Origin of the sequence: Streptomyces sp. NPDC085524, from assembly GCF_044541755.1 — a bacterium.
Classification (GTDB): Bacteria; Actinomycetota; Actinomycetes; order Streptomycetales; family Streptomycetaceae; genus Streptomyces.
Genome location: NZ_JBITTH010000001.1, coordinates 156103 through 181034 on the forward strand (window position 1 = coordinate 156103; position 24932 = coordinate 181034).

Sequence of the window (24932 nt, forward strand, 5' to 3'; positions counted from 1 at the left end):
GTCAGCCGCCCAGTCTGCCGAGTTCGGAGCTGACGGTGTTGGCGCCCTGCTTGACCTCGCGCAGGTACCAGGGCTGGACGGGCGTGCCGCCGCTGTTGAACCGCCAGGTGCCGCGCGGGCTGTCGATGTCCCCCACCCCGGCGATGGCGGCGTTGACCGACTGTGAGGTCACCTCGGGACCGGCCGCCTTGATCGCCCGGTCGAGGACCTGCGCCGCGTCCCAGGAGGCCATCGCGTAGGTGGTCGGAGCGGACCCGTAGGCGGACGTGTAGGCCGGTGCGAACTGCTTGTTGGCCGCGTTGTCCAGGTCGGCGCTGTAGTTGAGCGCGGTGAGGATGCCGGTGGCCGCATCGCCCTGGCCCTTGAGCACGCCGCCCTCGGTGAGGAAGCCGGGCGCGTAGAGCGGGATCCTGCCGGCCAGTCCGAAGTCCCGGTACTGCTTGACGAAGTCGACGGCCGCACCGCCGGCGTAGAAGCAGAAGACGGCCTTCGCGCCCGACTTCTCGATCTGGGCGAGGTACGGCTGGAAGTTCTTGGTCCCGGGGAACGGCGTGTAGACCTCCTCCCCCGCGATCCTGCCGCCCGCCGGGAGGAAGGTGGACTTGAAGCCCTCCACCTCGTCCTTGCCCGCCTGGTATCCGGCGGCGATCAGGAAGACGGGGCCGCCTGCCTGCTCCGCCACGTGCTTGCCGAGGGCCTTGCCGGGTTCGTCGTTGACGTACGAGGTCCGCCAGACGTACGTGGTTCCGGTCAGCGTCGTGGGCGAGGCGTTCGAGCCGACGAGGGGGACCTTGGCGGTCTCGAACAGGTCCTTGACCCCGTTGATGGTCGCGGAGCTCACCACGCCGCTCACGGCCAGCACCCCGTCCTGCTTGACGAGCTTCTCGGCCGCCGCCTTGCCCGAGTCGGCCGTCTCCCCCTCGTCGGCGACCACGATCTCGACGTCGCGGCCCCCGAGCCGGCCGCCGTGCCGGGCGACGTAGAGCTCGAAGCCCTGCTTCATGTCGTCGCCGAGCGCCTTGTAGGTCCCCGACTGCGGGACGAGGAGCCCGATCTTCACGGGCCCGTCCTTCTTGCCGCCGCCGGTACCGAGGGCGGCGCCACCACATGCCGTGGCCAGCAGGAGGGCCGCCGATACGGCGACCGGACCAACGGGACGAAACCGAGCTGCCATGGAAACTCCGTACGTAGTCGACCGGCCCTGGGGGACGGGATGTTGCGGGATGTCGCCGAGGGGACTGCCGTGGGGGTCCCGGGCGGAGAGGGGGCGGGGTCCCAGGCGTGAACCGGCCTGACCGCCTACCGAAGTGACACGTGTCTATCGCGGTTTTGCGACGCCCGTCAAGAGTTCGCAAGATAATCGTCGCCGCGGCGGCCGGACCCCTTGACCCCGGGTCCGGGCATGTCGCAATACTGACCCTCGTCATTTTCCCGCCATGCCTGTTTCCGGTGACGGGCCCGCCCAGTCAGGGAGTGAAGCCATGACCGACGATCCATCACGCCGTACGGTCCTCAGGAACGGTGGAGTGCTGGCAGGCGCGACACTGCTCGCCGGACTGCCCGCAACGGGGACGGCCCAGGCCGCCCCGCGCGCCGACGAGCCCCCGCCCGTCGTCGACCTGCCCTCGGGGCGGCTGCGCGGAGGGACGGAAGGCGGTCTCTCCGTGTTCAAGGGCGTGCCGTACGCGGCGCCGCCGGTCGGCGCCCTGCGATGGCGGCCGGCCCGGCCCCACCCCGGATGGCAGGGCACGCGCGACGCGACCGCCTTCGGCCCGAGTGCGCCCCAGCCCTACCGGGAGGGGGGCGACGCGGTGCTCGGCACCCACGGCTCGCCCCCGTTCGACGAGGACTGCCTCACGCTCAACGTGTGGACCCCCAAGGCCGACGGCGCCCGGCGGCCGGTGATGGTGTGGATCCACGGCGGCGGCTTCGTCTCCGGATCCGGCTCGCTGCCGAACTACTCCGGCGAGACCTTCGCACGCAACGGCGACCTCGTCGTCGTGACCGTCAACTACCGCCTGGGACCGCTGGGTTACCTCTACTTCGGCGAGGACGGGGCCGGCGGGAACTTCTGGCTCACCGACCAGCTCGCCGCGCTGCAGTGGGTACGGGACAACATCGCCGCGTTCGGCGGCGACCCGGACGACATCACCGTCGCCGGCCAGTCCGGCGGCGCCTTCTCCGTCGCCGCCCTGGCCGGCGTCCGGCCCAAGGGGCGCCCGCTGTTCCGGCGCGCCATCCTCCAGAGCCCGCCCCTCGGTCTGCAGCTCCCCACCCGTGCGGAATCGCTCCGGCGCACGGCCGCCTACCTGGACATCCTGCAGGTCGGGAACGTGGCGGAACTGCGGGCCGTGCCCTGGCCCCGCCTGGTCGCCGCCACCTTCGAGATGTTCGGGCGCACCGGGCGGTGGGGCTACTGGTCGACCCCGTTCCTACCGGTGCTCGACGGCGTCACCCTGGACCGCGACCCCGCCGACCTGCTCCTCAGCGGTGCCGGCGCGGACATCGACGTCCTCATCGGCTGGACCAGGGAGGAGGCCAACTTCGCCTTCGCGCTGAGCGAGCCGTACGCCGCCGCGACCCGGGAGCAGGTGGTCGCCAGGGCCCGGGACACCTTCGGGAACCGGGCGGAGCAGGCGTACACCGCCTACGAGGAGGCCCGGCCGGGCGCCCGCCCGGTGGACGTGCTGATGGACCTGGTCACCGACGACCTGTTCCGGATGCCGGCCGTGGCGCTGGCCGAACGGCGGGCGGCGCGCGGACGTCCGGTCTGGGCGTACCAGTTCAACCTGCCGACGCCCGCGCACGAGGGCCGGCTCGCGGCCGCCCACTGCCTGGAACTGCCGTTCGTGTTCGACAACTTCGACAAGTGGTCGGGCGCGCCGTTCCTCGCCGGGCTGCCCCCACGGGTCCGCGACGGTCTCGCCTCGACCATGCACGCGGCCTGGATCTCCTTCATCCGCACCGGCGACCCCAACCACCACCCGATGCCGCGATGGGACCGCTACGACCAGGACTCCCGCACGACGATGGCCCTCGACTCGGTCACGAGCGCCGTCGGCGACCTCGCCGGCTACTGGCGGCGTCTGCACCACCCTGCGGGTCGGTGACGCGCCCGCGCCGCAGAAGCCTGCGGGCAGGGGGTCACGAGGGGACGGGCCGGTAGACGAATCCGTTCAACGGTGAGAGGACCTTCCAGCCGAGCGCTTCGTAGAGCGCCCGGCCCTGGACGGTCGCGCCCAGGATGCCCGCGGACACCCCGCTCTCGACGGCCGCATCGGCGAGAGCGGCCATCACCACCGTCCCGAGGCCGCGGCGCCGGTGGGCCGGTTCGGTGACGATCTGGTCGAAGACGCAGGCGCCGTCGGCCAGACCGGTCAGGCCCACCGCGGCGAGCTCCCCGTCGGCGCCCAGGACGCGCACGTCGGTGACGCCGTCGGCGGTCTCGACGGTGACGGTGTAGCCGTCGGGCGGCTGCACCCGCGAGGGGCGCAGATCGGCGGTCATCAGGAAGCAGGGGTCGGCGGGCTCCCATGCGGACGGGAACCAGGGCTCCATCTCGTCCGTGGGGAGGAACGCCTTGATCCACGTGGCGGGCTCGGTGACCGTCCCGATGAGCCCGTGGGCGAGTGCGGCGTCGGGATCGAGCAGGACGTGCCGGACGGCCTGGGCCGGCTGCCCGACCTCGATCCGCAGTCCCCAGGGCACCTCCACCGGCTCGGGCAGCCTCCGGGCCACGGCCCATCCCCCGACCCACGACCGTGCGGTCCCCGTCATCCGGCCACCCCGTTCCGACGCCTGCCGACATGAGGCGCGGGAGCACCCCGCCGGTCCGCGGGGACCGGCCTGAACTCCCGCGCCACCGCACTGTATCCGGCACGACGGCGCGACCCTACAGCTCCGGGGTGGCCTCGGTCAGGCCGGTGACCTCCTGGACGTGCCGCAGGCTCGGTGCGGCGAGCACGTCGTTCAGCTGCTGGAAGGTCTGGCGCGCGGCGACCGCGTTCCAGTCGGCGGGCAGCAGCTCGGCGGGGAGACCGGGGTCGAGGTAGGGCAGCCGGCGCCACTGGGTGAGCATCGGGACGTAGTGGCGGAACGCCTCGGCGCCCTCGATGGAACCCTGCTCGGCCAGGGTCCCGGCGACGGGTCCGTACGCGTGCGTGAATCCGGCGTACTGCTCCTGGATCGCCGGGAAGTCCCACCAGGAGCTGACCGTCCCCGGCAGGTCGCTGAAGGCCGCGTAGTCCGCGGCGAACAGGTGCACGTAGTCGCTCAGGCCGCGCCGGACGAGCATCTCGCGGGCGTCGCCGAGGAGCCGGCCGGGCGCCAGCCACACGCCGGGGGCGATGTTCCCGAAGCCGAGCCAGGTCAGCCGGGTGCGCAGCTGGTAGCGGTACGAGCGCTCGGACTCCGGGACGGAGAAGACGGCCATCGCCCAGCCGTCGCTCAGCTTCGCCGGTTCCAGGCTGCCGAAGATCCGCCGGTCGCCCTCGTCGAAGACGGGCTGCGCGGCGGGACTGAGCCGGTATCCCGTGGCGCCGCGGCGCTCCGGTTCCAGTACGCCCTTCTTCTTGAGCCGGGAGATCGCCGAGCGCGCCGCCGGGCCGTCGACGTCCAGTTCGGACATCAGGGTGATCAGGTCGGCGACGGAGATCCAGCCGCCCAGGCGCCGCAGGAACGCTCCGTAGACCGTGTTGATCAATGAGCTGGGCCGAATCGGAGTGTCCGCCATGATCGCCTTCCGTCGTGTGCGGACGCGATCCTACCGAGCGGGGCGGACGGAGCCCCGCCCAGGTGCCGGAACGGCCCGGCGGCCGGCGGCGGGGCGCCCGCGGCCGGGCGGTCAGGCGTACGCGCCGGACAGGAGGTGGCCCGCGCCGGGGGCCACCGCCGGTAGGCCGAGGCTCCGCAGCATCTGGTGGGCGGTGCACACGGCCGCCGAGACGACGGGCTTGCCGAGGAGCTGTTCGGCTTCGTCGATGGCGCCCAGGGAGGGCATCTGCACGCAGGCGGAGAGCACGACGGCGTCGGCGTCGCTGTGGTTCAGCGCCTGGGCGAGGCCCGGGAGCCGGGCGGGGTCGTGCGCGGCGACGTCCAGGTTGTTCGGGATCTCCAGGGCCTCGTAGTCGAGGACCTCGACACCCTCGTGGGTGAGGTAGTCGACGACGGTCTTCGTCAGGGGCCGCATGTAGGGGGCGATCAGTGCGATCTTCCTCGCCCCGAGCGTCTGCAGACCGTGGACGAGGGCTCCGGCGCTGGTGACGACGGGGGCGGGGGCGCCGTTCTCGACGGTGCGCAGGTGCAGCCGCTCCTCGGAGGTGCGGTGGTAGCCGAGCCCCGTGCTCATGATGGCCACCAGGCACGCGTAGCCGAGGACGTCCACGTGCGCGTCGGAGAGCTCGACGGCGCACCGGTCGGAGTCGGCGTCCATGGCCTTGAGCTGCTCGGGGGTCACATGGGTCATGCGCATCCGGCTGGAGTGGAAGGTGAAGCGTTCGGGTGCGACGGACTCCCGGGCCCGCAGGATCGCGGGGACCTCGGTCTCCATGGTGACGTTGGAGCTCGGCACGATCTGGCCGATGCGGTAGGTGCGGGGGGACATGTGCGCTCCTCAGCGGGCGTCGACGACGGGGTTGGTCAGGGTGCCGATGCCTTCGACGGTGGCCTCGACGGTGTCGCCGGGGACGAGGAACTCCGGCGGGACCATGCCCGCTCCGACGCCGGCGGGCGATCCGGTGGCGATGACGTCGCCCGGTTCCAGGGTGACACCGGAGGAGATGTCGGCGATGAGGCGCGCGATGGGGAAGAGCATGTGGCGGGTGTTCGACTTCTGCTTGGTGACGCCGTTGACGCGCAGCGAGAGGTCGAGGTCCATCGGGTCCGGGATGTCGTCGGCCGTGACCACCTCGGGGCCGAACGGCGCGTAGGAGTCCTGGCCCTTGGAGAAGAACCACTGGCCGGAGCGGCGCTGGTCGCGGGCGCTGATGTCGTTGACGATGCTGTAGCCGAAGATGTGGCCGTACGCGTCCTCCTCGCTCACGCGGAACGCGGTGCGGCCGATGACCACGGCCAGTTCGCACTCCCAGTCCAGCTGGGCGGTGAGGTCGCCGTTGTGCAGGATCGGCTGGCCGGGGCCGGTGACGGCGGTGGCGGGCTTGCTGAAGAGGACCGGGCGCGTGGGCCGCTCCTTGTCGGTGTCCAGGCTGCGGCTGGACTCCTCCACGTGCTCGACGTAGTTCAGCCCGACGCCGATGATCTTGCCGGGGCGCAGCGGGGCGCGCAGCGCGACCTCGTCGATCCGGTGCACGGCATCGGCCGGCCAGGCTGCCGGGCCGCCCGCCAGCAGTTCGCGCGCGGCCTCCTGGGCGGGGGCGCCGGCCCGGATGAAGGACAGGAGGTCCAGCGGGATGCGCACGCCGGCCCGGCTCGCCAGGACGGCGAGGTCGACCACGCGGTCGTCGATCCGGGCGCCGAGGCGGAGGGCTGCGTCGTCGGCGGTGTGGGTGTAGGTGACCAGTCGCATGGCTGCTCCTTGCGGTTGAAGAGGGAGGGGTGGGTCCCCGCCGCACCGGAGCCGGTGTCAGGGCCGGCGGCCTGCGGTGCGGCGGAGCGGTTCAGGCGGCGGGCTGGTGCCCGCCGTTGTCGGGGTACGCCTCTTCCCGGAAGAAGCTCAGCGAGCGCATCACGGGGAAGTCGTTGAAGGAGAAGAGGCAGGCGTCCTCGGACGGGTCGAGGTTGTGGTGCTCGTGCCAGGCCCAGGACGGGACGCAGAAGATGTCGCCCTGCTTCCACTCGAAGCGCTGCCCGGCGATCACCGAGACGCCCCGCCCCTTGGCCGCGGTGTAGATGACGGAGCCGGTGTGGCGGTGCGCGAGCGTGGCCTGGCCGGGGCGCAGGAGCTGCATGTGGGCGCCCATGGTGGGCATGACGGAGCCGCCGGTCAGGGGGTTGGTGTACTCGGCGATGACCCCGTCGTACGGGGAGCCCTCGGTGGCCTTGGCGAGGTTGCGGAGCGCTTCGTAGGTGGGCTCCCACGGGAAGGCGAGGAGCGGCGAGTAGGGCCGGGTCCACTTCTCCATGCCGTACGGGAGCAGGTTGCCGCCGTAGGTCAGGACGGAGGAGTCGATCACCTTGCCGGGGGTCTGGTACAGCTCCGGATGGACCTCGTAGAACCCGGCGTCCAGTGCGTTGACCAGGGGGATGTCCAGGCCGTCCTGCCAGATCACGGGGGCGTCCTCGGATTCGTTCCCGTGCTCGTGCCAGGTCCCGTTCGGCGTGATGGCGAAGTCGCCCGGTGCGACCCGCAGTTTCTGCCCGTCCACGACGGTCCACGCGCCGGTGCCCTCGTGTACGAAGCGCAGTGCGGCGGCCTGGTGGCGGTGGGCGGTCATGGCCTCGCCGGGTCCCATGATCTGCAGGCCGGTGTAGAGCAGTCCCACGGCGGCGCTGACGTCCTTGCGGCCGGGGTTGACGAGCATGACCACGCGGCGGCCGGCGTCGTCGGCCTTCACGAGGGGCAGGGCCTTGTGGACGAGCGGCCGCAGCTGCTCGTAGCGCCACAGCATCGGGACGGACCGGGGCTGCGGGTACCAGGGCTCTATGTCGTTGGCGACGGTCCACAGGGCGCCGGCTTCGAGCTCGGCGAGCTCGCCGTAGTACGCGGTGAGTTCGGGGCTTGCCGACACCCGCGCGCGGCCCAGCCGGCCGTCGTCGTACTCGGTGGTCATGAGTCCTCCTTGAGGGGGCCCGCCGCATCGGGGCGGAGGGGTTCGGCGGGCAGGGGTGCCGCGGCGCCCGGGGCATCGGAAGCGAAGGTCACCGGGGTGCGGGGGCGGTCGTCGACGTGGAGCCGGAAGACGTCGAAGCGGTTGTAGTGGCCGACGATGTCGTGCATCTGCTTGGGCTGGATGCAGCGGGCGAGGTCGATCTCGGCGTAGACGATGCCCTCTTCGTCGACGAGGGGTTCGGTGACCGGGCGGCCGTCGGGGCCGAAGATCCCCGACAGGGCGCTGCGGGGGCGGGTGAACAGCCCCCGCAGTTCCTCGTCCTCCCCGGCGAGGGTGTCCACGATCTCCGGGGAGACCGTGGAGCAGGCCACCACGGAGAAGACCTTGCCCTCGAAGCTGTGGGCCGCCGTGCGGACCGCGATGGCGTCGGCCATGTCGTAGTCGGCGGGGGCCACGGGCAGGGCGATGTAGCAGGACGCGTGGACGAGTTCGCCCTGGGCGAGGAGGGTGAAGCGGGCCAGGGTGTTGGTGTTCTCGCCGCAGGCCAGGGCGCCGAGCGGGCCGACGGGCGTCTGGTGGACCTTCAGCGAACTGCCGTCGCCGCCGGTCCAGGTGAGCTTCTCGGCCCAGGTGGGCACCAGCTTGCGGTGCACGCCGAGGAGTGCGCCGTCCGGGCCGATGGTGAGCAGGGTGTTGTAGAGGATGCCGAGGCTGCGCGGGCTCCGTTCGTTGACCCCGATGACGAGGACGACGCCGTGCCGGCGGGCCGCCTCGCGCAGCCGGTCGACGTGCGGGCCGGGGACGTCGACGGCGGAGCGCTGGAGGCGCTCGAACCAGGGCGAGCCCTGGACCGGGTTCATCGTCCAGTTCCAGTAGGGGTAGCCGGGGACGAACACCTCCGGGAACACGATGAGTTCGGCCCCGGCCGCTGCGGCCTCGGCGATGAGCCCGACCGCCTTGTCGACGGTGGCCGCCGGGTCCAGGTACACGGGGGCGGCCTGAACGGCTGCGGCGGTGAAGCGTGGCAGGTGGTCCATCGGGTCTCCAGGTCAGCGGGCGGCCGCTGCGGCGGCCGGAACGGGCGGGACCCAGCGCTGGTGCACGGGCGGTGCGGCCTCGCGCAGCAGCTGGAGGCGGGGCGGGACGCGGTCCGTACGGGCTCCGGGCGGGCGGCCGCTGCCGGCCTTCCAGGAGGCCGGCCAGGGCGCCGCCGGGCCGCTGTAGCCCTGGGCGGCCGCGGCGTGCAGGGTCCACAGGGGGTCGTGCAGGTGGGCGCGGCCGACGGCGCACAGGTCGGCCCGGCCCGCCAGGATGATCGAGTTGACGTCGTCGTACGTGGATATGGCGCCGACGGCGATGGTGGGGACGCCGGTGGCGTTGCGGATCAGGTCCGCGTACGGGGTCTGGTAGCTGCGGCCGTACCGGGGCCGTTCGTGCGGGACGACCTCGCCGGTGGACACGTCGACCGCGTCGGCTCCGGCCTCGGCCAGGGCGCGGGCGATCTCCACCGCCTCGGCCTCGCTGGTGCCGCCCTCGGCCCAGTCCGCGGCGGACACGCGGACCACGAGCGCCTTCCCCTCGGGCCAGACGGCGCGCACCGCGCGCAGTACCTCCAGGGGGAAGCGGAGCCGTCCCTCGAGGCTGCCGCCGTATGCGTCCGTGCGCACGTTGGTCAGCGGGGAGAGGAAGCCGGACATCAGGTGGCCGTGCCCGTACTGGAGTTCGAGGGCGTCGAAACCGGCGCGGTGGGCGCGTTCGGCCGCGGCCGTGAAATCGCGGGCGATGTCGTCCATGTCGCGGCGGGTCGCCTCGCGCGGGACGGCGGCCAGTTCGCTCCAGGGCAGCGGGGAGGCGGCGACGAGCGGCCACCCCGCGGGGCCGAGCGGTACGACCCTGCCGTCGGGCCGGGGCACGGCGGTCGAGGCGCGGCGGCCGGCGTGGGTGAGCTGGACGCCCAGACAGGTGTCCGACTGGCCGTGGACGAAGGCGGTGATCCGCCGCCAGGCGGCCTCCTGCTCGTCCGTGTAGAGGCCGGGGCAGCCCGGGGTGGCCCTGCCGTCGGCGTTCACGGCCGTCATGCCGGCGAGGACCAGGCCGGCGCCGCCGAGCGCCTGGGTGCTGAGGTGGACGAGTTCGAAGTCGCCGGGGACCCCGTCCCGCGCCGTGTACAGGGCGGTGGGCGGTACGACGACGCGGTTGCGCAGGTGCAGGCCGCCCAGCCGGAACGCGCGGAACATCGGCGGCACGGCGCCCTGGCCGGGGCCCTGCACGGCGCCGGAGCCGGCGGTCCGGATGGCCGCGGGCGCACTCAGCCCGGCGTGCCAGGAGTCGACCGCGTCGGTGAACCGCCCGTCGCGCACACGGAGGTTGTCGTAGGTGACGCGGCGGCTGCGGGTGAGCAGGTTGAAGGCGAACTGCCGCGGTTCCTGCCCGGTGTAGCGGCCGATGTTCTCGAACCATTCGAGGCTGGCCTGGGCGGCGCGCTGCGTGGATTCGACGACCGGCCGGCGTTCGCCCTCGTAGGCGGCGAGCGCCGACGGCACGTCGGGGTGCTCGTGCAGGCACGCGACCAGGGCGAGCGAGTCCTCCATGGCGAGCTTGGTGCCGGAGCCGATGGAGAAGTGGGCGGTGTGGGCCGCGTCCCCGAGCAGGACGACGTTGCCGTGGCTCCAGGAGGTGTTGCGGACGGTGGTGAAGCGGATCCACTTCGAGGCGTTGGGGATCAGCCGGTGGCCGTCGAGGTGGCCGGCCAGGATCTCCTCGCACCGCCGGACGCTCTCCTCGTCGCTCTCGCCCCGGGCGAACTCCCGCTCGGCGAAGGCCGCGAAGCCGGCCCGGCGCCAGTCCTCCTCCGCCATCTCGACGATGAACGTGCTGCGCTTGTCGTCGTACGGGTAGGCGTGGACCTGGATGCTGCCGAAGTCCCCCTTCTCCACGATGAAGGTGAACGCCTCGAAGACGTGGTCGGTGGACAGCCACATGTAGCGGCAGTGGCGCTCGTCCAGCTCCGTGCCGAAGCTGCCCGGATACGTGTCGCGGACCGCGGAGCGGATGCCGTCCGCGGCGACCACCAGGTCGTGACCGTGGGCGAGTTCCCCGACGGGCGGCGCCTCGGTGCCGTAGTGGACGGTCACCCCGAGGTCCGCGCAGCGCTGCTGGAGGATCTCCCGCAGCCGGTTGCGGTCGAGGGCGGCGAAGCCGTGGCCGCCGGAGACGTGGACCTCTCCGTCGTAGCGGACGTCGATGTCGCTCCAGCGGGCGAACTCCGCGGACATGGCCGCGAACACCGCGGGATCGGCCTGCGCGATGCCGTCGAGGGTTTCGTCGGAGAAGACGACGCCGAAGCCGAACGCGTCGTCGCGGGCGTTGCGCTCCCACACCGTGATCTCCCACTCCGGGGAGAGCTGCTGGGCCAGGGCCGCGAAGTACAGCCCGCCGGGCCCCCCTCCGATGACTGCTACACGCACGGTGTTCCTCCTAGTGGTTCCGAGCCAAAGAATATGTTGCATATTTGGCGGTCGTCAAGAATTCGACACATCACGTGAAGAGCTCGGGAGCCTGGGGCCCCGCCTTGGTGAGGACCTCCCGCACGTCGTCGGGCCAGGCCGTGGAGCCGGTGGCGCGGGAGGCCGAGTGGGCGATGACCATCCGGCCGCTCGCGGCCACGGCCTCCCCGCTTGCAGCCACGGCCTCCCCGCTCGCCGCCTCGCACTCGCCGCGGACGGTGAAGGCGTAGTGGAGGGAGCTGGTCCCGACCTCGGTGACCCGCAGTTCGGTGCGGACGGTCTCGCCGAACCACAGCCGGGCGCGGTAGTCGGCCTCGAAGTGGACGCGCGGCGTGCTGCCGAAGAGGTGCGAGAGCCCCAGCCGCCGCAGCAGGACGGCCTCGGCGGCCTCGACCCAGCGCACGACGGTGGAGTGGTGGTAGTGGCCGGCCGCATCCGTGTCGGGCCATTCGACGCGCCGCTCGATGACGATGCTCGGCAGGTTCTGCACGAGGGCTTCGGGGCATCCGGCGGAGCAGCCGTCCGTCGTCGCGGACACCGCCTGCTGCGGGGTGGAGTCGTCCACGGTCACGCCTTTCCTTCGGGTTCGGGAGACGGGCTCTGGGGCGCGCCGGGGGCGGACCGGGCGTGTTTGCGCAGCTCCGCGCGCTGGAGCTTTCCGTTGCTCGTGCGCGGGAGGTCGGTGACGAACTCGACGGCGCGCGGGTACTTGTAGGGCGCCACGGTCCGCTTCACGTGGTCCTGGAGTTCCTTGACCGTCGCCCCGTCGGGCGCGACACCGGGGCGCAGGATCACGTACGCCTTGACGAGCATTCCGCGCTCGTCGTCCGGGGCTCCGACGACGCCGCATTCCTCGACGTGGGGGTGGGCGGCGAGCGCCTTCTCGACCTCGGGGCCGGCGATGTTGTAGCCGGAAGAGACGATCATGTCGTCGCTGCGGGCCACGTACCAGAAGTAGCCGTCGGCGTCGCGGACGTAGGTGTCGCCCGTGATGTTCCAGCCGTTGCGTACGTACGTGGTCTGGCGCGGGTCCTCCATGTACCGGCAGCCCGTGGGGCCGGTGACCGCGAGCAGACCGGGCTGCCCGTCGGGGACGGGCTCGCCCTCCTCGTCGACCACGCGGGCCCGGTAGCCGGGGACGGGCCGGCCCGTGGAGCCGGGGCGTATGTCGCCGTCGGAGGCCGAGATGAACACGTGGAGCATCTCGGTGGCGCCGATCCCGTCGATGATGCGCAGGCCGGTGGCCGCGTGGAAGTCCTCCCACACCGCCGCCGGCAGCGCCTCCCCCGCCGACACGCAGCGGCGCAGACCCGCCAGCCGGCCCGCCTCGCCGGCCGTCATGATCGCCCGGTAGGCGGTGGGCGCGGTGAAGAGGACGGTGACGCCGTGCTCCTCGACCAGTTCGGCCAGCCGCCGCGGGGAGGCCTGCTCGACCAGCAGGGTCGACGCACCCACGGACAGCGGGAAGACCACCAGCCCGCCCAGCCCGAAGGTGAAGGCCAGGGGCGGCGTTCCGGTGAAGACGTCGTCCTGGCGGGGCCGCAGGACGTGGCGGGAGAAGGTGTCGGCGTTGGCCAGCACGTCCCGGTGGAAGTGCAGGGTCGCCTTCGGCCGTCCGGTCGTCCCCGAGGTGAAGGCGATCAGGGCCACGTCGTCGGCCGCGGTGGCCACGGCCGGGAACGTCCCGTCCTTCGCGGCGCAGCGCGCCACCAGATCGGCTCCGCCCGGGCCGCCGTAGGCCAGCACGGCCGGACGGAGACGGCCGGACGCGGCGTCGGCGTCGGTGCCGGCGCCGGTCTCGGAGACGGCGGAGACGGCGGAGACGGCGGAGACGAGTTCGTCGAGGTAGCGGTGGTCGCACACGGCGACGGCCGGCCGGCCGATCTCGCACAGCTCCGCGAGCTCGCCGGCCCGCAGCAGCGGCATGGTGGCGACGGCGACCCCGCCGGCCTTCAGGACGCCGAACCAAGTGGCGACCAGCCAGGGGTTGTTGGGCCCGCGCAGCAGGACGCGGTTGCCGGGGAGGAGGCCGAAGTCCTCGGTGAGCACCTGCGCGACCTGGTTGGCGCGTTCGAGCAGGTCGCCGTAGGTCCACCGCTCGGTGGGGGTCAGCAGGCAGGGGCGGTCGGGGCCCCAGCGCCGGACGGCGTCGTCCAGCAGCCGCTCGGCGCAGTTGAGCCGGTCCGGGTAGTGCAACTCCGGGAGGTCGAAGTGCAGTTCGGGCCAGAGGGGGAAGGGCGGGAGCCGATCACGGCAGAACGTGTCGACGTGCGCGGACGGGGAGAGCTCCATGGGGCGGCACCTCAATCTCGGGGCAGCGGGGAGAGTGGAGCAAGTATCTCGCCAAACTTGCGACCGTCAACAAGACGCGATATCAGATTTTGATAACAAGCAGTTGTACGTATAACTAGCCTCGTAGCGCAGGGTGCGGGACCTCGGAATCGGCCTCTCCGCACGGAGGCGGCGGCTGTCGGGCCGCCACCCCCGCGCGGAGCCGGGATCAGCCCAGCCGGAGGCCGTGGCCGTAGGGGAAGAGCGGGTCGCCGGAGTCGTTGGGCACGTCCTCGTGCCCGGCGACGACGCTCTCCATCGAGCGGGGCAGCTCGAAGGGCAGCCGTCCCTCGGCCGCCGTCCGGCCGAAGAGCACGTCCAGCAGGGCCCGGTCCGAGGCGCCGAAGTTCGCCACGAGGGCCGCCGCCCGGTCGGCGATCTCCGGTATGACCGCCGCCCGGTCCAGAAAGACGTCGACGACGGCCGGAACGGCGGCGGCGACCTCGAGCACGGGCCTCAGCTCGTCCTCGGTGAAGGCGAGGCGGCCCGCCCGGAAGAAGGATTCGAAGCCCGTCGTCCGGTCCTTGTCGTACGGGGCCGCGATGCGCAGCACCGCGACGTCCGCCTCGCCGGGCGTTTCCACGACCGTCGCGTACTGCGCGGCGACGGCGCGGTCCACGCCCTCCGTGTAGATCCGCAGTCCGGGTGCGAGCGGCAGCAGGGGCGCCTCGGCGCCTTCGGGCCGGTCCTTGAGGAGGGTGACCGAACGGCTCTGGGCGGCCAGGCCGGCTGCGGTGAACTGCGGGTTCCCGCAGATCCGGGCCGCGGCGTCGGGGTCCGCGTAGGGGTCGTCGAAGAGCCCGAGGACGAACTTCTCCTTCAGCAGCCGCAGGACGGAGGAGTCGATGCGCTCGATCGCCACCCGGCCGGTGCGGACGAGTTCCACCACGAGGTCGGGGGCCGCCTCGCCGCCGAGCTGGTCGGCTCCGGCCTCCAGGATGAGCTCCACCCGGGCGAGCCGGTCCAGGTCCTCCACGCCCCAGGCGCGCGCGGGGAAGGGCGCCCCGAAGATCTGCGTGTCCGTGACCAGGCCCCAGTCGGTGCAGACGATGCCGTCGAAGCCGTACTTCTCGCGCAGCAGGCCGGTGACGATGCCCTTGTTGAAGCCGAAGCCGACCTCGTCGTAGGGGGTGCCGACGGGCATGGCGTAGTACGGCATGACCTGCGAGGTGCCGGCGGCGAACGCGGCCTCGAAGGGGATCAGGTGGTAGTCGAAGTTGCCGCCGGGGTAGACCTGCTCCCGCCCGTACGGGAAGTGCGCGTCCTCCCCGTTCAACTGGGGGCCCGCACCCGGGAAGTGCTTCGTCATCGCCGAGACGCTGTCGGCGCCGAGGTTCTCGCCCTGGAGTCCCCGGACGTAGGCGGCGACCATGCGGGCGGCGACCTCGGCGTCGGAGCCGAAGGTTCCCAGGACGCGCGGCCAGCGGGGCTCGGTGGCCAGGTCGGCGGTCGGGTGCAGGGCGAGGCGGATGCCGACCGCGAGGTACTCCTGGCGGACGATGTCGGCGTGCTCCCGTACGAGCTCCTCGTCACCGACGGCGGCCAGGCCGGGCGGCTCGGGCCACAGCGAGAACCCGTCGGTCTGGGCGCTCGCCGCGGGATTGTCGACGAAGCCGTTGCGGGGGTCGGTGGAGACGGTCACCGGGATCCCGAGCCGGGTCGCGGCGGCCAGGTCCTGGAGCCGGTTGTTCCACTCGGCCATGCGGCGCGGCGTCGCCGCTCCGAACAGGTTGAAGTGGTTCATCAGCTTGCCGGTCACCATCGCGGAGGTGGAGGCGCGCATCGGGTCGTCGTCGGGTGCCCCCGGCTCCGGCTCCACCAGCGAGCCGTCGGGGTTGATGGTGATCATGGTCTGGAAGAGGAGGCCCGCCTTCTCCTCCAGCGTCATGCGCCCGAGGAGGTCCCGGGCCCGCTCGGCCGCGGGGAGGCGGGGGTCTTCGTAGGGTTCCATGACGCCGTTGCCGTTGAGATCACGGAACGACGTACCGTCCGGAGCGGTCAGGATGCGCGGCCGGGCCGCCGGAGTGTCTGCCATCGCATGCTCCTCGAAGCTTCACTTCACGAGTCGTACGGCTCGGAGATTACACGTGTAACCGAATGCGGAACAGACCCTGCCGCACAGACCTGGGCACCCCCCGGCGGCGGCCCTCCGTCACAGGTACCGCAGGACGGCGGAGGTGAATCCGGCCGCGGAGGCGCTGCCGCCGGGGTCGCGCGTGCGCACCGGGCTGGTGGCCGGGACCCGGGCGGTGGCGCCGGTGATCTCGGCCGCCGCCTCCGGATGGCCGAGGTGCCCGGCCGTCATCGCCGCGGACCGGATCGCGCCCATGGGGTCTGCGACGCCCTGCCCGGCGATGCCGGGGGCCGACCCGTGGACCGGCTCGAACATGGACGGGTACTCGAGGCGTCGACCAGGATCGGTGGTCAGAGCTCGGGGACGCTCACGGCTTGTTCGGTCCAGATGGTCTTGCCCGTGCCGGTGAACCGGCTGCCCCAGCGGTCGGTGAGCTGCGCGACGAGGAAGAGCCCGCGCCCGCCCTCGTCCGTCTCCCGCGCGCGGCGCAGGCGGGGCTGGGTGCTGCTGGGGTCGGACACCTCGCAGACGAGCACCCGGTCGCGGATCAGCCGGAGCCCGACCGGTCCGCCTGCGTAGCGGATGGCGTTCGTGACGAGTTCGCTGGCGACGAGCTCCGTCACGAAGCCCAGCTCGTCCAGCTCCCAGTCGGACAGCTGTCGCAGCACCAGCTCACGGGCGCGCGCGACGAGGGACAGATCGGCTTCGAGCTCCCACTCCGCGACCTGGCCGGACGGCAGCGCGTGGGTGCGGGCGAGCAGCAGGGCGACGTCGTCGGCGGGCTCCTCCGGGAGCACCCCGTCGAAGATGCCCTGGCTGATCTCCTCCAGGGGCCGGCTCCGGTCGGCGGCGGCGAGCGAGGTCCGCAGCCGCTCCAGCCCCTCCTCGATGTCGGCGCCGCGGCTGCCCGTGAGTCCGTTCGTGAAGAACGCCAGCAGGCTGCCGGGGGCCACGGCGAACTCCGTCACCTCGAAGGGCACTCCGCCCACCCCGAGCGGGGGTCCCGGCGCCATGCCGACGAAGGCCGGCTCCTCGCCCGGCGACAGGAGGGCCGGCGGCGGATGTCCGGCCGTGGCGGCGGCGCACACCTTCGCCACCGGGTCGTAGACGGCGTACAGACAGGTCGCCCCGAGCACCGCCCGCTCGGAGCGGGAAGCGCCGGAGGTGTGCTCGTCGGAGAAGCCGAGCACCAGGTCGTCGAGGTGGGTGAGCAGTTCGCCCGGGTCCAGGTCGAGGTCGGCCAGGGTCTGCACCGCGGTCCGCAGCCGGGCCATGGCCGCGGTGGCGTCGAGTCCGTGGCCGACGACGTCCCCGACGACGAACGCCACGCGCAGCGACGGCAGGGGGATCACGTCGAACCAGTCGCCGCCGACCCCGACGCCTCCGCCCGCCGGCTGGTAGATCCCCGCGGCGTCCGCGGCGGCCGTGTTCACGGCGGAGTGCGGCAGCAGGCTGCGCTGGAGCGCCACCGCCGACCGGTGTTCCTTGGTGTAGCGGCGCGCGTTGTCCACGCCGATCGCCGCCCTGGAGGCGACGTCCAGCAGGAGCTCGGCGTCTTCCTCGCCGAACGCGGAGGGCAGTTGGCTGCGCCAGACCGTGACGCAGCCGAGGACCAGGCCCCGCGCGTACAGCGGCACCGCCACGGAGGAGTGCGCCGCGCCGGGGACGAAGAGCGGCAGGCTCGCGGGGTCCACTCCGAGGGCGGTACGGAGGACGGACACGTCGGACACCAGCACGGGCCGCCCCTCCATGAGGGGACCCATCAGCTCGTTGTCCGGTACGGGCGGCAGCGCCTCCCCGACGGGCAGGAGGTCCTCCGCGGAGATCCCGGGGCTCTGCGCGGCGGCGGTCCGGCGCAGCCGGACGTCCCCGCTGGCGTCGAGGCGCGGCGGTTCGTCGCCCACCAGCACCGGTTCGGCGAGGTCCACGGTGGCCAGGTCGGCGAAGTCGGGGACGAGCAGGTTCACCAGGGTCTCGGCCATGCCCGTCACGTCGAGGGAGGCCCCGATGGCCGCGGCCGCGGCCTGGGCCAGCCCCGCCCGGCGCCGCTCCGCGTCCCGTTCGACCGTTTCCGCCGTGGATGCGGCGGGCCTGACCAGCACCAGCCACCGCGGCCCGGGGGCGGCGCCGTCCGCGGCCCGCGTCCCGAGCCGGACCAGCTCGTACGCCGGACCGCCCGGCCGGCCCTGCAGGTCCGCACCGGGCCGGGGCACCGGGCTCCCGCCCGGGGCCGGTTCCGTCCCGCGGCCCGGAAGCAGCGCCATCAGCGGGGCGCACACCCCGCCCGGCGAGCACTCCAGCAGCACCGCGGCCGCTTCGGAACAGGCCACGACCACACCCGCGTCGTCCAGTACGACTGCTGCCGTATCGCTGACGGACGCCGGGACGGGGCCCGGGCCGCCGTGCTCCGATTCGCGCATGTCGCCTCCACGCGGCGTGGCATCCAGTATCGCCCCCGGGGGGCGGCCCGGCGACCGGGCACCCGGTGCCCCCTCAGGGCGCGCGGCGGACGCGCGCCAGGACGAGGACGGTGTCGTCGGTCGGCGGCTGGGGCAGCAGGTTCGCGAGGATGCGGTCCGCCATTTCCTCCAACGGCCCGGGAGATGCGGCCAGTTCGGCGCGCAGCGCGTCCAGGCCGACGTCGATGTCCCGGCCCCGCGTCTCGATGAGGCCGTCGGTGTAGAGGGCGAGGGTCGCGTCGGCGGGGATTTCGATCTCGGTCGTGCGGAAGGGGAAGCCGCCGACGCCGAGCGGGACCCCCGGGGCCGTGTCGACGGTCTCCACCGTGCCGTCGGGGCGGAGCAGCAGGGGCGGGGGGTGGCCGGCTCCGGCGATGCGGGCGCGGCCGCTCGTCGGGTCGTAGACGATGTACAGGCAGGTCGCCAGCTCGATCCCGGCCACCCGGGCGCACGCGTCGAGCTCGGCGAGCACGTCCGCGGGGTCGCTGACGTGTCCGGCCAGGGCGTCGGCGGTGATGCGGAGGCGGCCCATGGAGGCGGCGGCCGACACCCCGTGCCCCATCACGTCGCCCACCACGAGCGCGACCCGGCCGTCCCGCAGGCTGCTCACGTCGTACCAGTCGCCGCCGACCTCGGTGGTCCGGCTGCCGGGCACGTACCGGTGCGCCACTTCCACGTACGGGCCGGTCACCAGCACGCGGGGCAGCAGGGCCCGCTGGAGGGTGAGGGCGATGTCCTGGACGCGGCTGTACAGGCGGGCGTTGTCCAGGCAGATCGCTGCGCGCGAGGCGAGTTCACCGGCGAGGATGACGTCGTCCCGGGTGAAGGCGGGGCGGTCCGCGGAGCGGCCGAACATGGCGATGCCCTGGACGGTGTCCCGGGCGATGAGCGGGGCGACGAGCACGCAGGCCACGCCGCTCTCGGCCATGACCCGGGTCCGGGACTCGGTGAGGACGGTCCGGGCCAGGAACTCGGCGTTCACCTCGGCCGAGATGGCACGCCCGGTGCTCAGCATGTCGTGGATGACGGAGCCGGGCGGGTAGCGCACCTTGCCCACCCCGCTCACGAGTTCGACGGCCGGCGGGGGCAGGATCGTCCCGGAGGCGATCCTGCGGGTGATCAGCGGCCGGTCCGGGTCGAAGTCCTCCGACTCGTCCATCCATTCCACGATCTCGACCACCGCACCGTCGCAGAAGTCCGGCATCGACGCGTCGACCAGCTCCTGGGCCGTGAGGTTCACGTCCAGGGTGGTCCCGATGCGTGCGGAGGCCGCGTTGAGCAGGGAGAGGCGGCGGCGGCTGGCGGTGGCTTCCAGGATGGCCCGCTGGCGGTCGGTGACGTCCACCATCAGCCCGCCGACTCCGGGGCGCGAGCCGACGGCCTGGCTCAGGGGGAAGAAGCTGACCGAGCGCACCTGGTCGCGGTCCGGATGCCCGCGCGGGCGGGTGCCCACCAGGGTGCCCACGACCGGCGCTCCGCCCTGGGCGACGGCCCGGAGCATGCGCTGGTACTCGCCGCCGTCGGACATGATCATGACTTCGTCCATGTACCGCCCGAGGTGCGCCTCGATGGAGAGGCCGTCCATGTCGGCGAGCGCCTGGTTGAGGTGGACGTAGCGGAGGTCCGGGTCGAGCATGACCAGGCCGATGGGGCAGGTCTCGAAGAGGGCGTCGAGGAAGGCGAGGTTGGTCTTGACCCGGTCGAGCTCGTCGCTGCGGCTGGCCAGGACCATCACCACGCCCGGCCCTCCGGCCCCGGTCACGGAGAAGGCCCGGAAGCCGCAGGGGAAGACGCTGCCGTCATGGTGCCGGGCCTGCAGCCGGCCCCTCCAGTACCCCTGGGTCCGGCCCCGCTCCGTCAGCCGGGCGCACGCCTCCGACGAGCCGTGCTGCCCGTCGGCGAAGAGGAGGGCGCCGGGCTCGGTCAGGACGGTGGTGGCGTCGTACCCGAAGAGCTCGCTCGCGCCGGGCCCCCAGTAGCAGATGCGGTCGTCGTCGTCGATGCCGAAGACGGCGACGGGCACGCGTTCGAGCAGCGTCCCCGGTTCGGACCGGAGCGGACCGTGAGCCTGCGCGTCCCCCGGCCGAGCCGATGGCACGAGACGTCCCCTTCCACCCGCCGGTCTTTCCATCCATTATGCGAAGACCTCACGCGTTGCGCGGCGTGAAGTGCGCCGAGGCGAGGACGGTGCCGTCGGCGCCGAGCAGCTGGGCCCCGGTCAGGGTCGCGGGGTCCACGGGGGCCGGGGCGCCCCAGTGGCCGTATCCGGCACTGAGCGGGAAGGCGCCCACGTCGACCGTGGTGCCGTCGGCGCGCACCAGGCGGCAGTGGACCGGCCGTCCGGCGTCCCCCTCCAGGTCGACGGACATGTACACCCAGCCCGGCGAGCCGGGGTGGGCGTACACCCGCCCCACCTCGTGGCCGTCCGCGACCAGGGCGGCCTGGAGCAGGTCCGCGTGCTCCCGGGCCTGCGGCGCGGGCGCACGGGTGTCGTCGAAGGCCGTGCCGACGGACCAGCCCCCGAACCCGGCCGCGAGGGCCAGGGCGGCCGCGGCGGCCGCGAGCCGCGCCCTCCGGGGCAGGTGCGGGTACCGGCGGCGGGCCGGGCGGGCCGGCCGCGCCGGGTACAGCCGGTTCGTGACGCGGGTCTCGAAGCCGACGGGGGGTTCGGCGCCCGGCAGCAGGCCGAGCAGGCCGTCTCCGGCGAGGGTCAGCTGCTCCACGTGTTCCCGGCAGGCGGAGCAGTGGTCCAGGTGGGCGATGGCCAGGGCCCGCTCCCTGCCCGGCAGCACTCCGAGCGCCAGCTCGGCGCCGAGCTCGCGCAGCCGCTCGCAGGTCATCTCGCTCATGGTCGGCGCTCCTCGGCCCCCAGGGACGTCCGCAGCCTGCCCATCGCCGTCCGGATCCGCGTCTTGGCCGTGCCCAGGGGGATCTGTTCGAACTCGGCGATCTGCTGGGCGGGCATCCCGTAGATACCCGCCATGACCACGGCGCGGGCCTGCTCCCGTGGCAGCGCCGCCACCGCCGCCCGGATCCCGGCCGAGGTCTCCTCGGCGAGCGCCCACCGCTCGGGGGTGTCGCTCACGGCGTCGAGGAGCGCGTCCAGGTCCTCGGGCGCGACGGGCCTGGCCCGGCGGGCGCGCACCGCGTCGATGGCCAGGTTGTGGGCGATGGTCGTCAGCCAGGTCTTCACGGACCCGCGGCGGGGGTCGTACACCTGGGCGTGCCGCAAGGCCCGCTCGAAGGTCTCCTGCGCGATGTCCTCGGCGAGCCGGGGGTCGCCGACGACGGCGAGGGCGACGCCGTAGACCGTGCGCTGGAAGCGGCGTACGAAGGCCACGGCGATGTCCGGATCGCCCGTCGTCAGGCCCGAGAGCAGCGCCTCGTCCGGAGCGCTCCCGAGGGGTAGGCCCATTCTCCGCATACCAGTGGATACGGCCGGCCTGCCCCTGGGGATTGCGCCGGGGCCGGGTGACGTCACAGGGCCATCCTCCTCCCCCTGCGCCCACGGCCAATCCGTCCGTGCCGTCCGTCCGTATCCACTGCAGGACGGATCGATTCCGGAGGGCCGAGCCATGGCGACGGCATCCACACGCAGCCGGGCCGAACGGGCACTGGCGGCCGGGGCTCTCGCCGGCGTACTCGCCGGCTGCGGGGCCGCAGGCTCCGGCGGGAGCTCCGGCGGCACGACGCCTCCCCCGTCGTCCGAGCCGCCGGCGGCTCGGACGACGGGGGTCACGCAGGTGACCGCGGACCTGACCGACTTCCACATCGCGCTGTCGCAGAAGTCGTTCGCGCCGGGCGCCTACGCCTTCGTCGCGAAGAACGACGGCCACCACGAGCACGCACTGGAGATCGAGGGCCCGTCCGGGGAGAACCGCACCAGGACCCTTGCTCCCGGCGCCTCCGACACGGTCAGGGTGACCCTGAAGTCCGGCACCTACGAGATCTACTGCCCCGTCGACGGGCACGCGGACCTGGGGATGAAGACGGAGATCACGGTGGGCGGCGCCGGAGCGCCGCCGCCCGCGAGCCCGGCCCCGGCCGGGCCGTCCGGCTCGGACGGCGGTTACTGAGCGGGACCGGTGTCCGGTGCGGTGCGTCGCAAGGCGGAGGGCCACGTCGTCTCGTACTGGACGTACGCGCGTGGTCCGACAACGCGGCGAGGCGCGGTGCCGGGCGCCGTGACCCGGTGAACCTTTCCGGTCACAGCACTAGCTCGAGGTCAAGCCGGCGCGCGGGCCCTCCGTGCACAGCCGCAGCCCGAGCCGGGACCGCAGGGCCCGGGCGGTGGACCGCACCTCGTCGTCCATGGAGCCGCCCGCGACGACGTCGAGCACGGCGAGCGCGAGGTCGGCCTCCGCCCGGGTGAGGAGGGGCAGGCGTTCGGGTTCGGCCGGGGATTCGATCTCCTCGGCCACGATGCTGGTGTACAGGTCGTCGAGCGTCACGTAGGGGAAACGTGCAGGCCGGGACGTGGTCACGCCCCTGGATCGGCATGGCGAAGACTTTGCCGCCCGATGACCGTTCCCGCTGATCCGGCCGATCTCCTGCTGATCCACCGGAACTGGTGCACGCTGGTGAAACGTCCGAGCGGGACGGGCCGGAGGCACGGCTGCGGGCCGTGGAAGAGGCCCTGGAGCGGATCGGGACGTCCTCCGACGAGCGCGAGACCTGCCGGGAGCTGGCCGCCTCCCTCGTCCGTACGCTGTGCGACGCCGCGGCGGTGGAGCTGTCCGGCCACGGCGCCGGGCACGAGCGCGTCGCGGCGCAGGGCACGACCGCGCTGCTGGACGGCACGGTGCCCGGCCGGGAACTGCCCCCGCAGGCCCGGGAGGGGAATGCCGGCGGCGGCGCCGCGCACCTGGTCCAGGTGCCCCTGACCGACCGCGGCGAGGTCCACGGGAGGGTGCTCGCGGCCCGGGCGCACGAGGGGTTCGACGATCACGCGCTGGCGGCGTTGCGCTTCGCGGCGCGGCTCGCGGGCATCCACATCGGGCACGCCCGGCGGCTGGCGGCCGCCGAGGAGACCGCGGTCGGTCCAGTCGCGGCGGCCCGCGACCTGTCTCGTCGCCCGGGTCGACCCGGCGCGCGGCACGGCCGTCTACGCCAGCGCCGGGCACCTGCCGCCCGCCGTGTTCGGCGCGGAGGGCAGGGGCGAGCTGCTGGACGTGCCCGTCGGCCCGCCGCTCGGCACCGGTGTCGGCGGTTACGAGGCCCTCGCCCGGCCGATCGGCCCCGGGCAGACCCTGCTGCTGTACACGGACGGCCTGGTGGAACGCCGCGGGGAGGACATCGACGCCTCCCTGGCCCGGCTCACCGCCCTCCGCACGAGCGCGGGCGCGCGGCCCGTGGACGTGGTGGACGCGGTCTGCGAAGGACCCGACGCCCGGCATGCCGAGGACGACGTCGCGGTCGTCGCCGCCCGCCTGCGCCCCCGGCCGCCCCAGGAGGCCGGCAGAGCCGCCGTGGCCGACGCCTGACCTGCGGCTACGCCACGGGCAACGCGGGCAGGGACGGCTCGTACAGCCAGTCCCTGAACAGGTCGTCCATCGGCTCCGCCGCGTAGCGGGCCGCATGGGCGGTGAAACCGGCCGTGGTCACCGCCCCGCCCCGGTGTACGGACGCCCAGTCCCGCAGCATGCGGAAGAAGGCCCCGTCGCCCAGGGCGACGCGGACCGCGTGCACGGCGAGGCCCCCGCGCTCGTACAGCCGGTCGTCGAACATCAGTTTGCGGCCCGGGTCGGCCAGCTTCAGGTCCTGCGGCTTCGAGGCCAGCAGCCGGTGCGCGATGGAGGCCGTGTCCTGCGCGCTGCGGCCGCCGGAGCGCTCCGACCAGAGCCACTCGGCGTACTTGGCGAGGCCCTCGTTCAGCCAGATGTGCCGCCAGTCGGCGATGCTCACGCTGTTGCCGAACCACTGGTGTGCGAGTTCGTGCGCGATGAGGCGCTCCGAGCCGCGCGCCCCGTCCACGTGGTTGGTGCCGAACAGGGAGAGCCCCTGGGCCTCCACCGGGACGTCCAGTTCCTCGTCGGCGACGACCACCGCGTACTCGCCGAAGGGATAGGGCCCGAACAGCTCCTCGAACAGCTGCATCATGGCGGGCTGCCGCGCGAAGTCGCGGGAGAACTGCGGCAGCAGGTGCGCCGGTACGTGGGCGCTCTGCGGGACGCCGCCGAGGCCCGGGTCGCCGAGCAGCACCGTCTGGTACATGCCGATGGCCAGGCCGACCAGGTAGCTGGAGGTCGGCGCGGACTGCTCGTACACCCAGGTGGTCGTGCTGGCCTTCGTGGTGCGGGTGAGCAGCCGGCCGCCCGCGACCACCGTGTAGGCGGAGGGGGTGTTGACGGAGATCTGGTACGAGGCCTTGTCGGCGGGGCGGTCGTTGCACGGGTACCAGGAGGGCGCGCCGACGGGCTGGCTCGCCACCAGCGCACCGTCGGTCAGCTCCTCCCAGCCGATGCCGCCCCAGGGGCTGCGCACCGGCTTGGGGTTGCCCGACCAGTGCACCTCCACGGTGAAGGCGGCTCCGGCGGGTACCTGCTTGGCGGGCCGGATGCGGAGCTTCCCGCCCCGGTGGGTGTAGTGCGGAGCCCGGCCGTTCACCAGGACGCGGCCTATTCTGAAGTCGGCCAGGTTCAGGTGGAACTCGGTGAGCGGCGCCCGCCCGGCGATCGCGCTGAGCCGGGCCGTACCGGCGAGCCGGTTCGGGCCGGGCCGGTACTCCAGAGCGAGTTCGTACCGGTGCACGCGGTAACGGGCATCGCCGTTGGCCGGGAAGTACGGGTCCGCTACCGCTGTCTGCTGGGCGCTCACTGCCGGTTCCGCTCCCTGC

Annotated in this window: 21 protein-coding genes and 1 pseudogene; 3 read left to right on the plus strand and 19 right to left on the minus strand. The window is 73.2% G+C overall.

From position 1 onward, the window contains the following. Position 1 precedes the first annotated feature (1 nt). Positions 2 to 1174, minus strand: coding sequence for an ABC transporter substrate-binding protein (locus ACIGFK_RS00745; RefSeq protein ID WP_376655987.1), 1173 nt, complete (start codon positions 1172 to 1174; stop codon positions 2 to 4). Positions 1175 to 1481: 307 nt separating this feature from the next. Here ACIGFK_RS00745 and ACIGFK_RS00750 point away from each other — a divergent pair, with 307 nt between their 5' ends. After that, entirely contained in the window at positions 1482 to 3110 is a 1629-nt protein-coding gene (locus tag ACIGFK_RS00750) for a carboxylesterase/lipase family protein (RefSeq protein WP_376655986.1), read from the plus strand. 34 nt (positions 3111 to 3144) lie between these two features. On the opposite strand, the gene ACIGFK_RS00755 is transcribed toward ACIGFK_RS00750, so the two are convergent. The 15 genes and pseudogenes from ACIGFK_RS00755 to ACIGFK_RS00825 all read right to left on the minus strand — a co-directional run bounded on the left by ACIGFK_RS00755 (position 3145) and on the right by ACIGFK_RS00825 (position 21521). After that, positions 3145 to 3738 carry a GNAT family N-acetyltransferase gene (locus ACIGFK_RS00755; RefSeq protein WP_376655985.1) on the minus strand — a complete coding sequence of 198 codons (594 nt, stop codon included), beginning with the start codon at positions 3736 to 3738 and terminating at the stop codon, positions 3145 to 3147. Between the two features lie 154 nt (positions 3739 to 3892). Beyond that, complete coding sequence (locus ACIGFK_RS00760) at positions 3893 to 4732, minus strand: PaaX family transcriptional regulator C-terminal domain-containing protein (RefSeq protein WP_400050066.1); 840 nt, start codon at positions 4730 to 4732, stop codon at positions 3893 to 3895. Positions 4733 to 4843: 111 nt separating this feature from the next. Continuing rightward, entirely contained in the window at positions 4844 to 5602 is a 759-nt protein-coding gene (locus ACIGFK_RS00765) for an Asp/Glu racemase (RefSeq protein ID WP_400050067.1), read from the minus strand. Between the two features lie 9 nt (positions 5603 to 5611). Continuing rightward, the gene (locus ACIGFK_RS00770; RefSeq protein WP_376655982.1) at positions 5612 to 6523 is read right to left on the minus strand and encodes a fumarylacetoacetate hydrolase family protein; all 912 of its coding nucleotides are present in this window, start codon (positions 6521 to 6523) and stop codon (positions 5612 to 5614) included. Positions 6524 to 6614: 91 nt separating this feature from the next. Next, on the minus strand, positions 6615 to 7727 hold the full coding sequence (locus tag ACIGFK_RS00775) for a cupin domain-containing protein (protein WP_376655981.1): 1113 nt from the start codon (positions 7725 to 7727) through the stop codon (positions 6615 to 6617). Next, positions 7724 to 8764 carry a carbon-nitrogen hydrolase family protein gene (locus ACIGFK_RS00780; RefSeq protein WP_386466702.1) on the minus strand — a complete coding sequence of 347 codons (1041 nt, stop codon included), beginning with the start codon at positions 8762 to 8764 and terminating at the stop codon, positions 7724 to 7726. The genes ACIGFK_RS00775 and ACIGFK_RS00780 overlap by 4 nt, the downstream gene beginning before the upstream one ends. 12 nt (positions 8765 to 8776) lie before the next feature. After that, a complete protein-coding gene (locus ACIGFK_RS00785) occupies positions 8777 to 11194 on the minus strand; it encodes a bifunctional salicylyl-CoA 5-hydroxylase/oxidoreductase (RefSeq protein WP_400050068.1) in 2418 nt (805 codons plus the stop codon). Between the two features lie 70 nt (positions 11195 to 11264). Then, complete coding sequence (locus ACIGFK_RS00790; RefSeq protein ID WP_400050069.1) at positions 11265 to 11804, minus strand: acyl-CoA thioesterase; 540 nt, start codon at positions 11802 to 11804, stop codon at positions 11265 to 11267. Beyond that, the gene (locus ACIGFK_RS00795; RefSeq protein WP_400050070.1) at positions 11801 to 13525 is read right to left on the minus strand and encodes an AMP-binding protein; all 1725 of its coding nucleotides are present in this window, start codon (positions 13523 to 13525) and stop codon (positions 11801 to 11803) included. Before ACIGFK_RS00795 ends, ACIGFK_RS00790 begins: the two co-directional genes overlap by 4 nt. 208 nt (positions 13526 to 13733) lie before the next feature. Further along, positions 13734 to 15599 (minus strand): glycoside hydrolase family 3 N-terminal domain-containing protein, encoded by a 1866-nt coding sequence (locus ACIGFK_RS00800; RefSeq protein WP_376655976.1) that lies wholly within the window; start codon positions 15597 to 15599, stop codon positions 13734 to 13736. 117 nt (positions 15600 to 15716) lie between these two features. Continuing rightward, positions 15717 to 15962 (minus strand): annotated as a pseudogene (locus ACIGFK_RS00805) (isocitrate/isopropylmalate family dehydrogenase); the annotation flags it as partial. A 26-nt stretch (positions 15963 to 15988) separates the two neighbouring features. Continuing rightward, complete coding sequence (locus ACIGFK_RS00810) at positions 15989 to 18058, minus strand: SpoIIE family protein phosphatase (protein ID WP_400050071.1); 2070 nt, start codon at positions 18056 to 18058, stop codon at positions 15989 to 15991. A gap of 73 nt (positions 18059 to 18131) precedes the next feature. Next, positions 18132 to 20228, minus strand: coding sequence for a SpoIIE family protein phosphatase (locus ACIGFK_RS00815; protein ID WP_386466716.1), 2097 nt, complete (start codon positions 20226 to 20228; stop codon positions 18132 to 18134). A 16-nt stretch (positions 20229 to 20244) separates the two neighbouring features. Next, on the minus strand, positions 20245 to 20946 hold the full coding sequence (locus ACIGFK_RS00820) for a zf-HC2 domain-containing protein (protein WP_400050072.1): 702 nt from the start codon (positions 20944 to 20946) through the stop codon (positions 20245 to 20247). Continuing rightward, entirely contained in the window at positions 20943 to 21521 is a 579-nt protein-coding gene (locus ACIGFK_RS00825) for an RNA polymerase sigma factor (RefSeq protein WP_400050073.1), read from the minus strand. The genes ACIGFK_RS00820 and ACIGFK_RS00825 overlap by 4 nt, the downstream gene beginning before the upstream one ends. Positions 21522 to 21672: 151 nt before the next feature. Here ACIGFK_RS00825 and ACIGFK_RS00830 point away from each other — a divergent pair, with 151 nt between their 5' ends. Then, on the plus strand, positions 21673 to 22173 hold the full coding sequence (locus ACIGFK_RS00830) for a copper-binding protein (protein WP_400050074.1): 501 nt from the start codon (positions 21673 to 21675) through the stop codon (positions 22171 to 22173). A 138-nt stretch (positions 22174 to 22311) separates the two neighbouring features. On the opposite strand, the gene ACIGFK_RS00835 is transcribed toward ACIGFK_RS00830, so the two are convergent. Further along, positions 22312 to 22548: a hypothetical protein gene (locus ACIGFK_RS00835; protein ID WP_376656621.1), complete on the minus strand. Its 237-nt coding sequence runs from the start codon at positions 22546 to 22548 to the stop codon at positions 22312 to 22314. 29 nt (positions 22549 to 22577) lie between these two features. Next, positions 22578 to 23099: a hypothetical protein gene (locus ACIGFK_RS00840; RefSeq protein ID WP_400050075.1), complete on the minus strand. Its 522-nt coding sequence runs from the start codon at positions 23097 to 23099 to the stop codon at positions 22578 to 22580. On the opposite strand from ACIGFK_RS00840, the gene ACIGFK_RS00845 reads away from it, so the two are divergent. Beyond that, the gene (locus ACIGFK_RS00845; RefSeq protein WP_400050216.1) at positions 23041 to 23580 is read left to right on the plus strand and encodes a PP2C family protein-serine/threonine phosphatase; all 540 of its coding nucleotides are present in this window, start codon (positions 23041 to 23043) and stop codon (positions 23578 to 23580) included. The genes ACIGFK_RS00840 and ACIGFK_RS00845 overlap by 59 nt on opposite strands. Positions 23581 to 23587: 7 nt before the next feature. Here the strand turns inward: ACIGFK_RS00845 and ACIGFK_RS00850 are convergent, their stop codons facing one another. Further along, complete coding sequence (locus tag ACIGFK_RS00850; RefSeq protein WP_376656623.1) at positions 23588 to 24913, minus strand: M1 family metallopeptidase; 1326 nt, start codon at positions 24911 to 24913, stop codon at positions 23588 to 23590. Between the last annotated feature and the right edge of the window lie 19 nt (positions 24914 to 24932).

Excerpts from the sequence above, each read along its gene's own strand:
- ACIGFK_RS00820 (WP_400050072.1), bottom strand. The coding sequence starts at position 20,946 with ATGAGCGAGATGACCTGCGAGCGGCTGCGCGAGCTCGGCGCCGAGCTG.
- ACIGFK_RS00770 (WP_376655982.1), bottom strand. The coding sequence starts at position 6,523 with ATGCGACTGGTCACCTACACCCACACCGCCGACGACGCAGCCCTCCGC.
- ACIGFK_RS00815 (WP_386466716.1), bottom strand. The coding sequence starts at position 20,228 with ATGGAAAGACCGGCGGGTGGAAGGGGACGTCTCGTGCCATCGGCTCGG.
- ACIGFK_RS00760 (WP_400050066.1), bottom strand. The coding sequence starts at position 4,732 with ATGGCGGACACTCCGATTCGGCCCAGCTCATTGATCAACACGGTCTAC.
- ACIGFK_RS00800 (WP_376655976.1), bottom strand. The coding sequence starts at position 15,599 with ATGGCAGACACTCCGGCGGCCCGGCCGCGCATCCTGACCGCTCCGGAC.
- ACIGFK_RS00830 (WP_400050074.1), top strand. The coding sequence starts at position 21,673 with ATGGCGACGGCATCCACACGCAGCCGGGCCGAACGGGCACTGGCGGCC.
- ACIGFK_RS00825 (WP_400050073.1), bottom strand. The coding sequence starts at position 21,521 with ATGCGGAGAATGGGCCTACCCCTCGGGAGCGCTCCGGACGAGGCGCTG.
- ACIGFK_RS00810 (WP_400050071.1), bottom strand. The coding sequence starts at position 18,058 with ATGCGCGAATCGGAGCACGGCGGCCCGGGCCCCGTCCCGGCGTCCGTC.
- ACIGFK_RS00775 (WP_376655981.1), bottom strand. The coding sequence starts at position 7,727 with ATGACCACCGAGTACGACGACGGCCGGCTGGGCCGCGCGCGGGTGTCG.
- ACIGFK_RS00765 (WP_400050067.1), bottom strand. The coding sequence starts at position 5,602 with ATGTCCCCCCGCACCTACCGCATCGGCCAGATCGTGCCGAGCTCCAAC.
- ACIGFK_RS00795 (WP_400050070.1), bottom strand. The coding sequence starts at position 13,525 with ATGGAGCTCTCCCCGTCCGCGCACGTCGACACGTTCTGCCGTGATCGG.
- ACIGFK_RS00750 (WP_376655986.1), top strand. The coding sequence starts at position 1,482 with ATGACCGACGATCCATCACGCCGTACGGTCCTCAGGAACGGTGGAGTG.
- ACIGFK_RS00780 (WP_386466702.1), bottom strand. The coding sequence starts at position 8,764 with ATGGACCACCTGCCACGCTTCACCGCCGCAGCCGTTCAGGCCGCCCCC.
- ACIGFK_RS00745 (WP_376655987.1), bottom strand. The coding sequence starts at position 1,174 with ATGGCAGCTCGGTTTCGTCCCGTTGGTCCGGTCGCCGTATCGGCGGCC.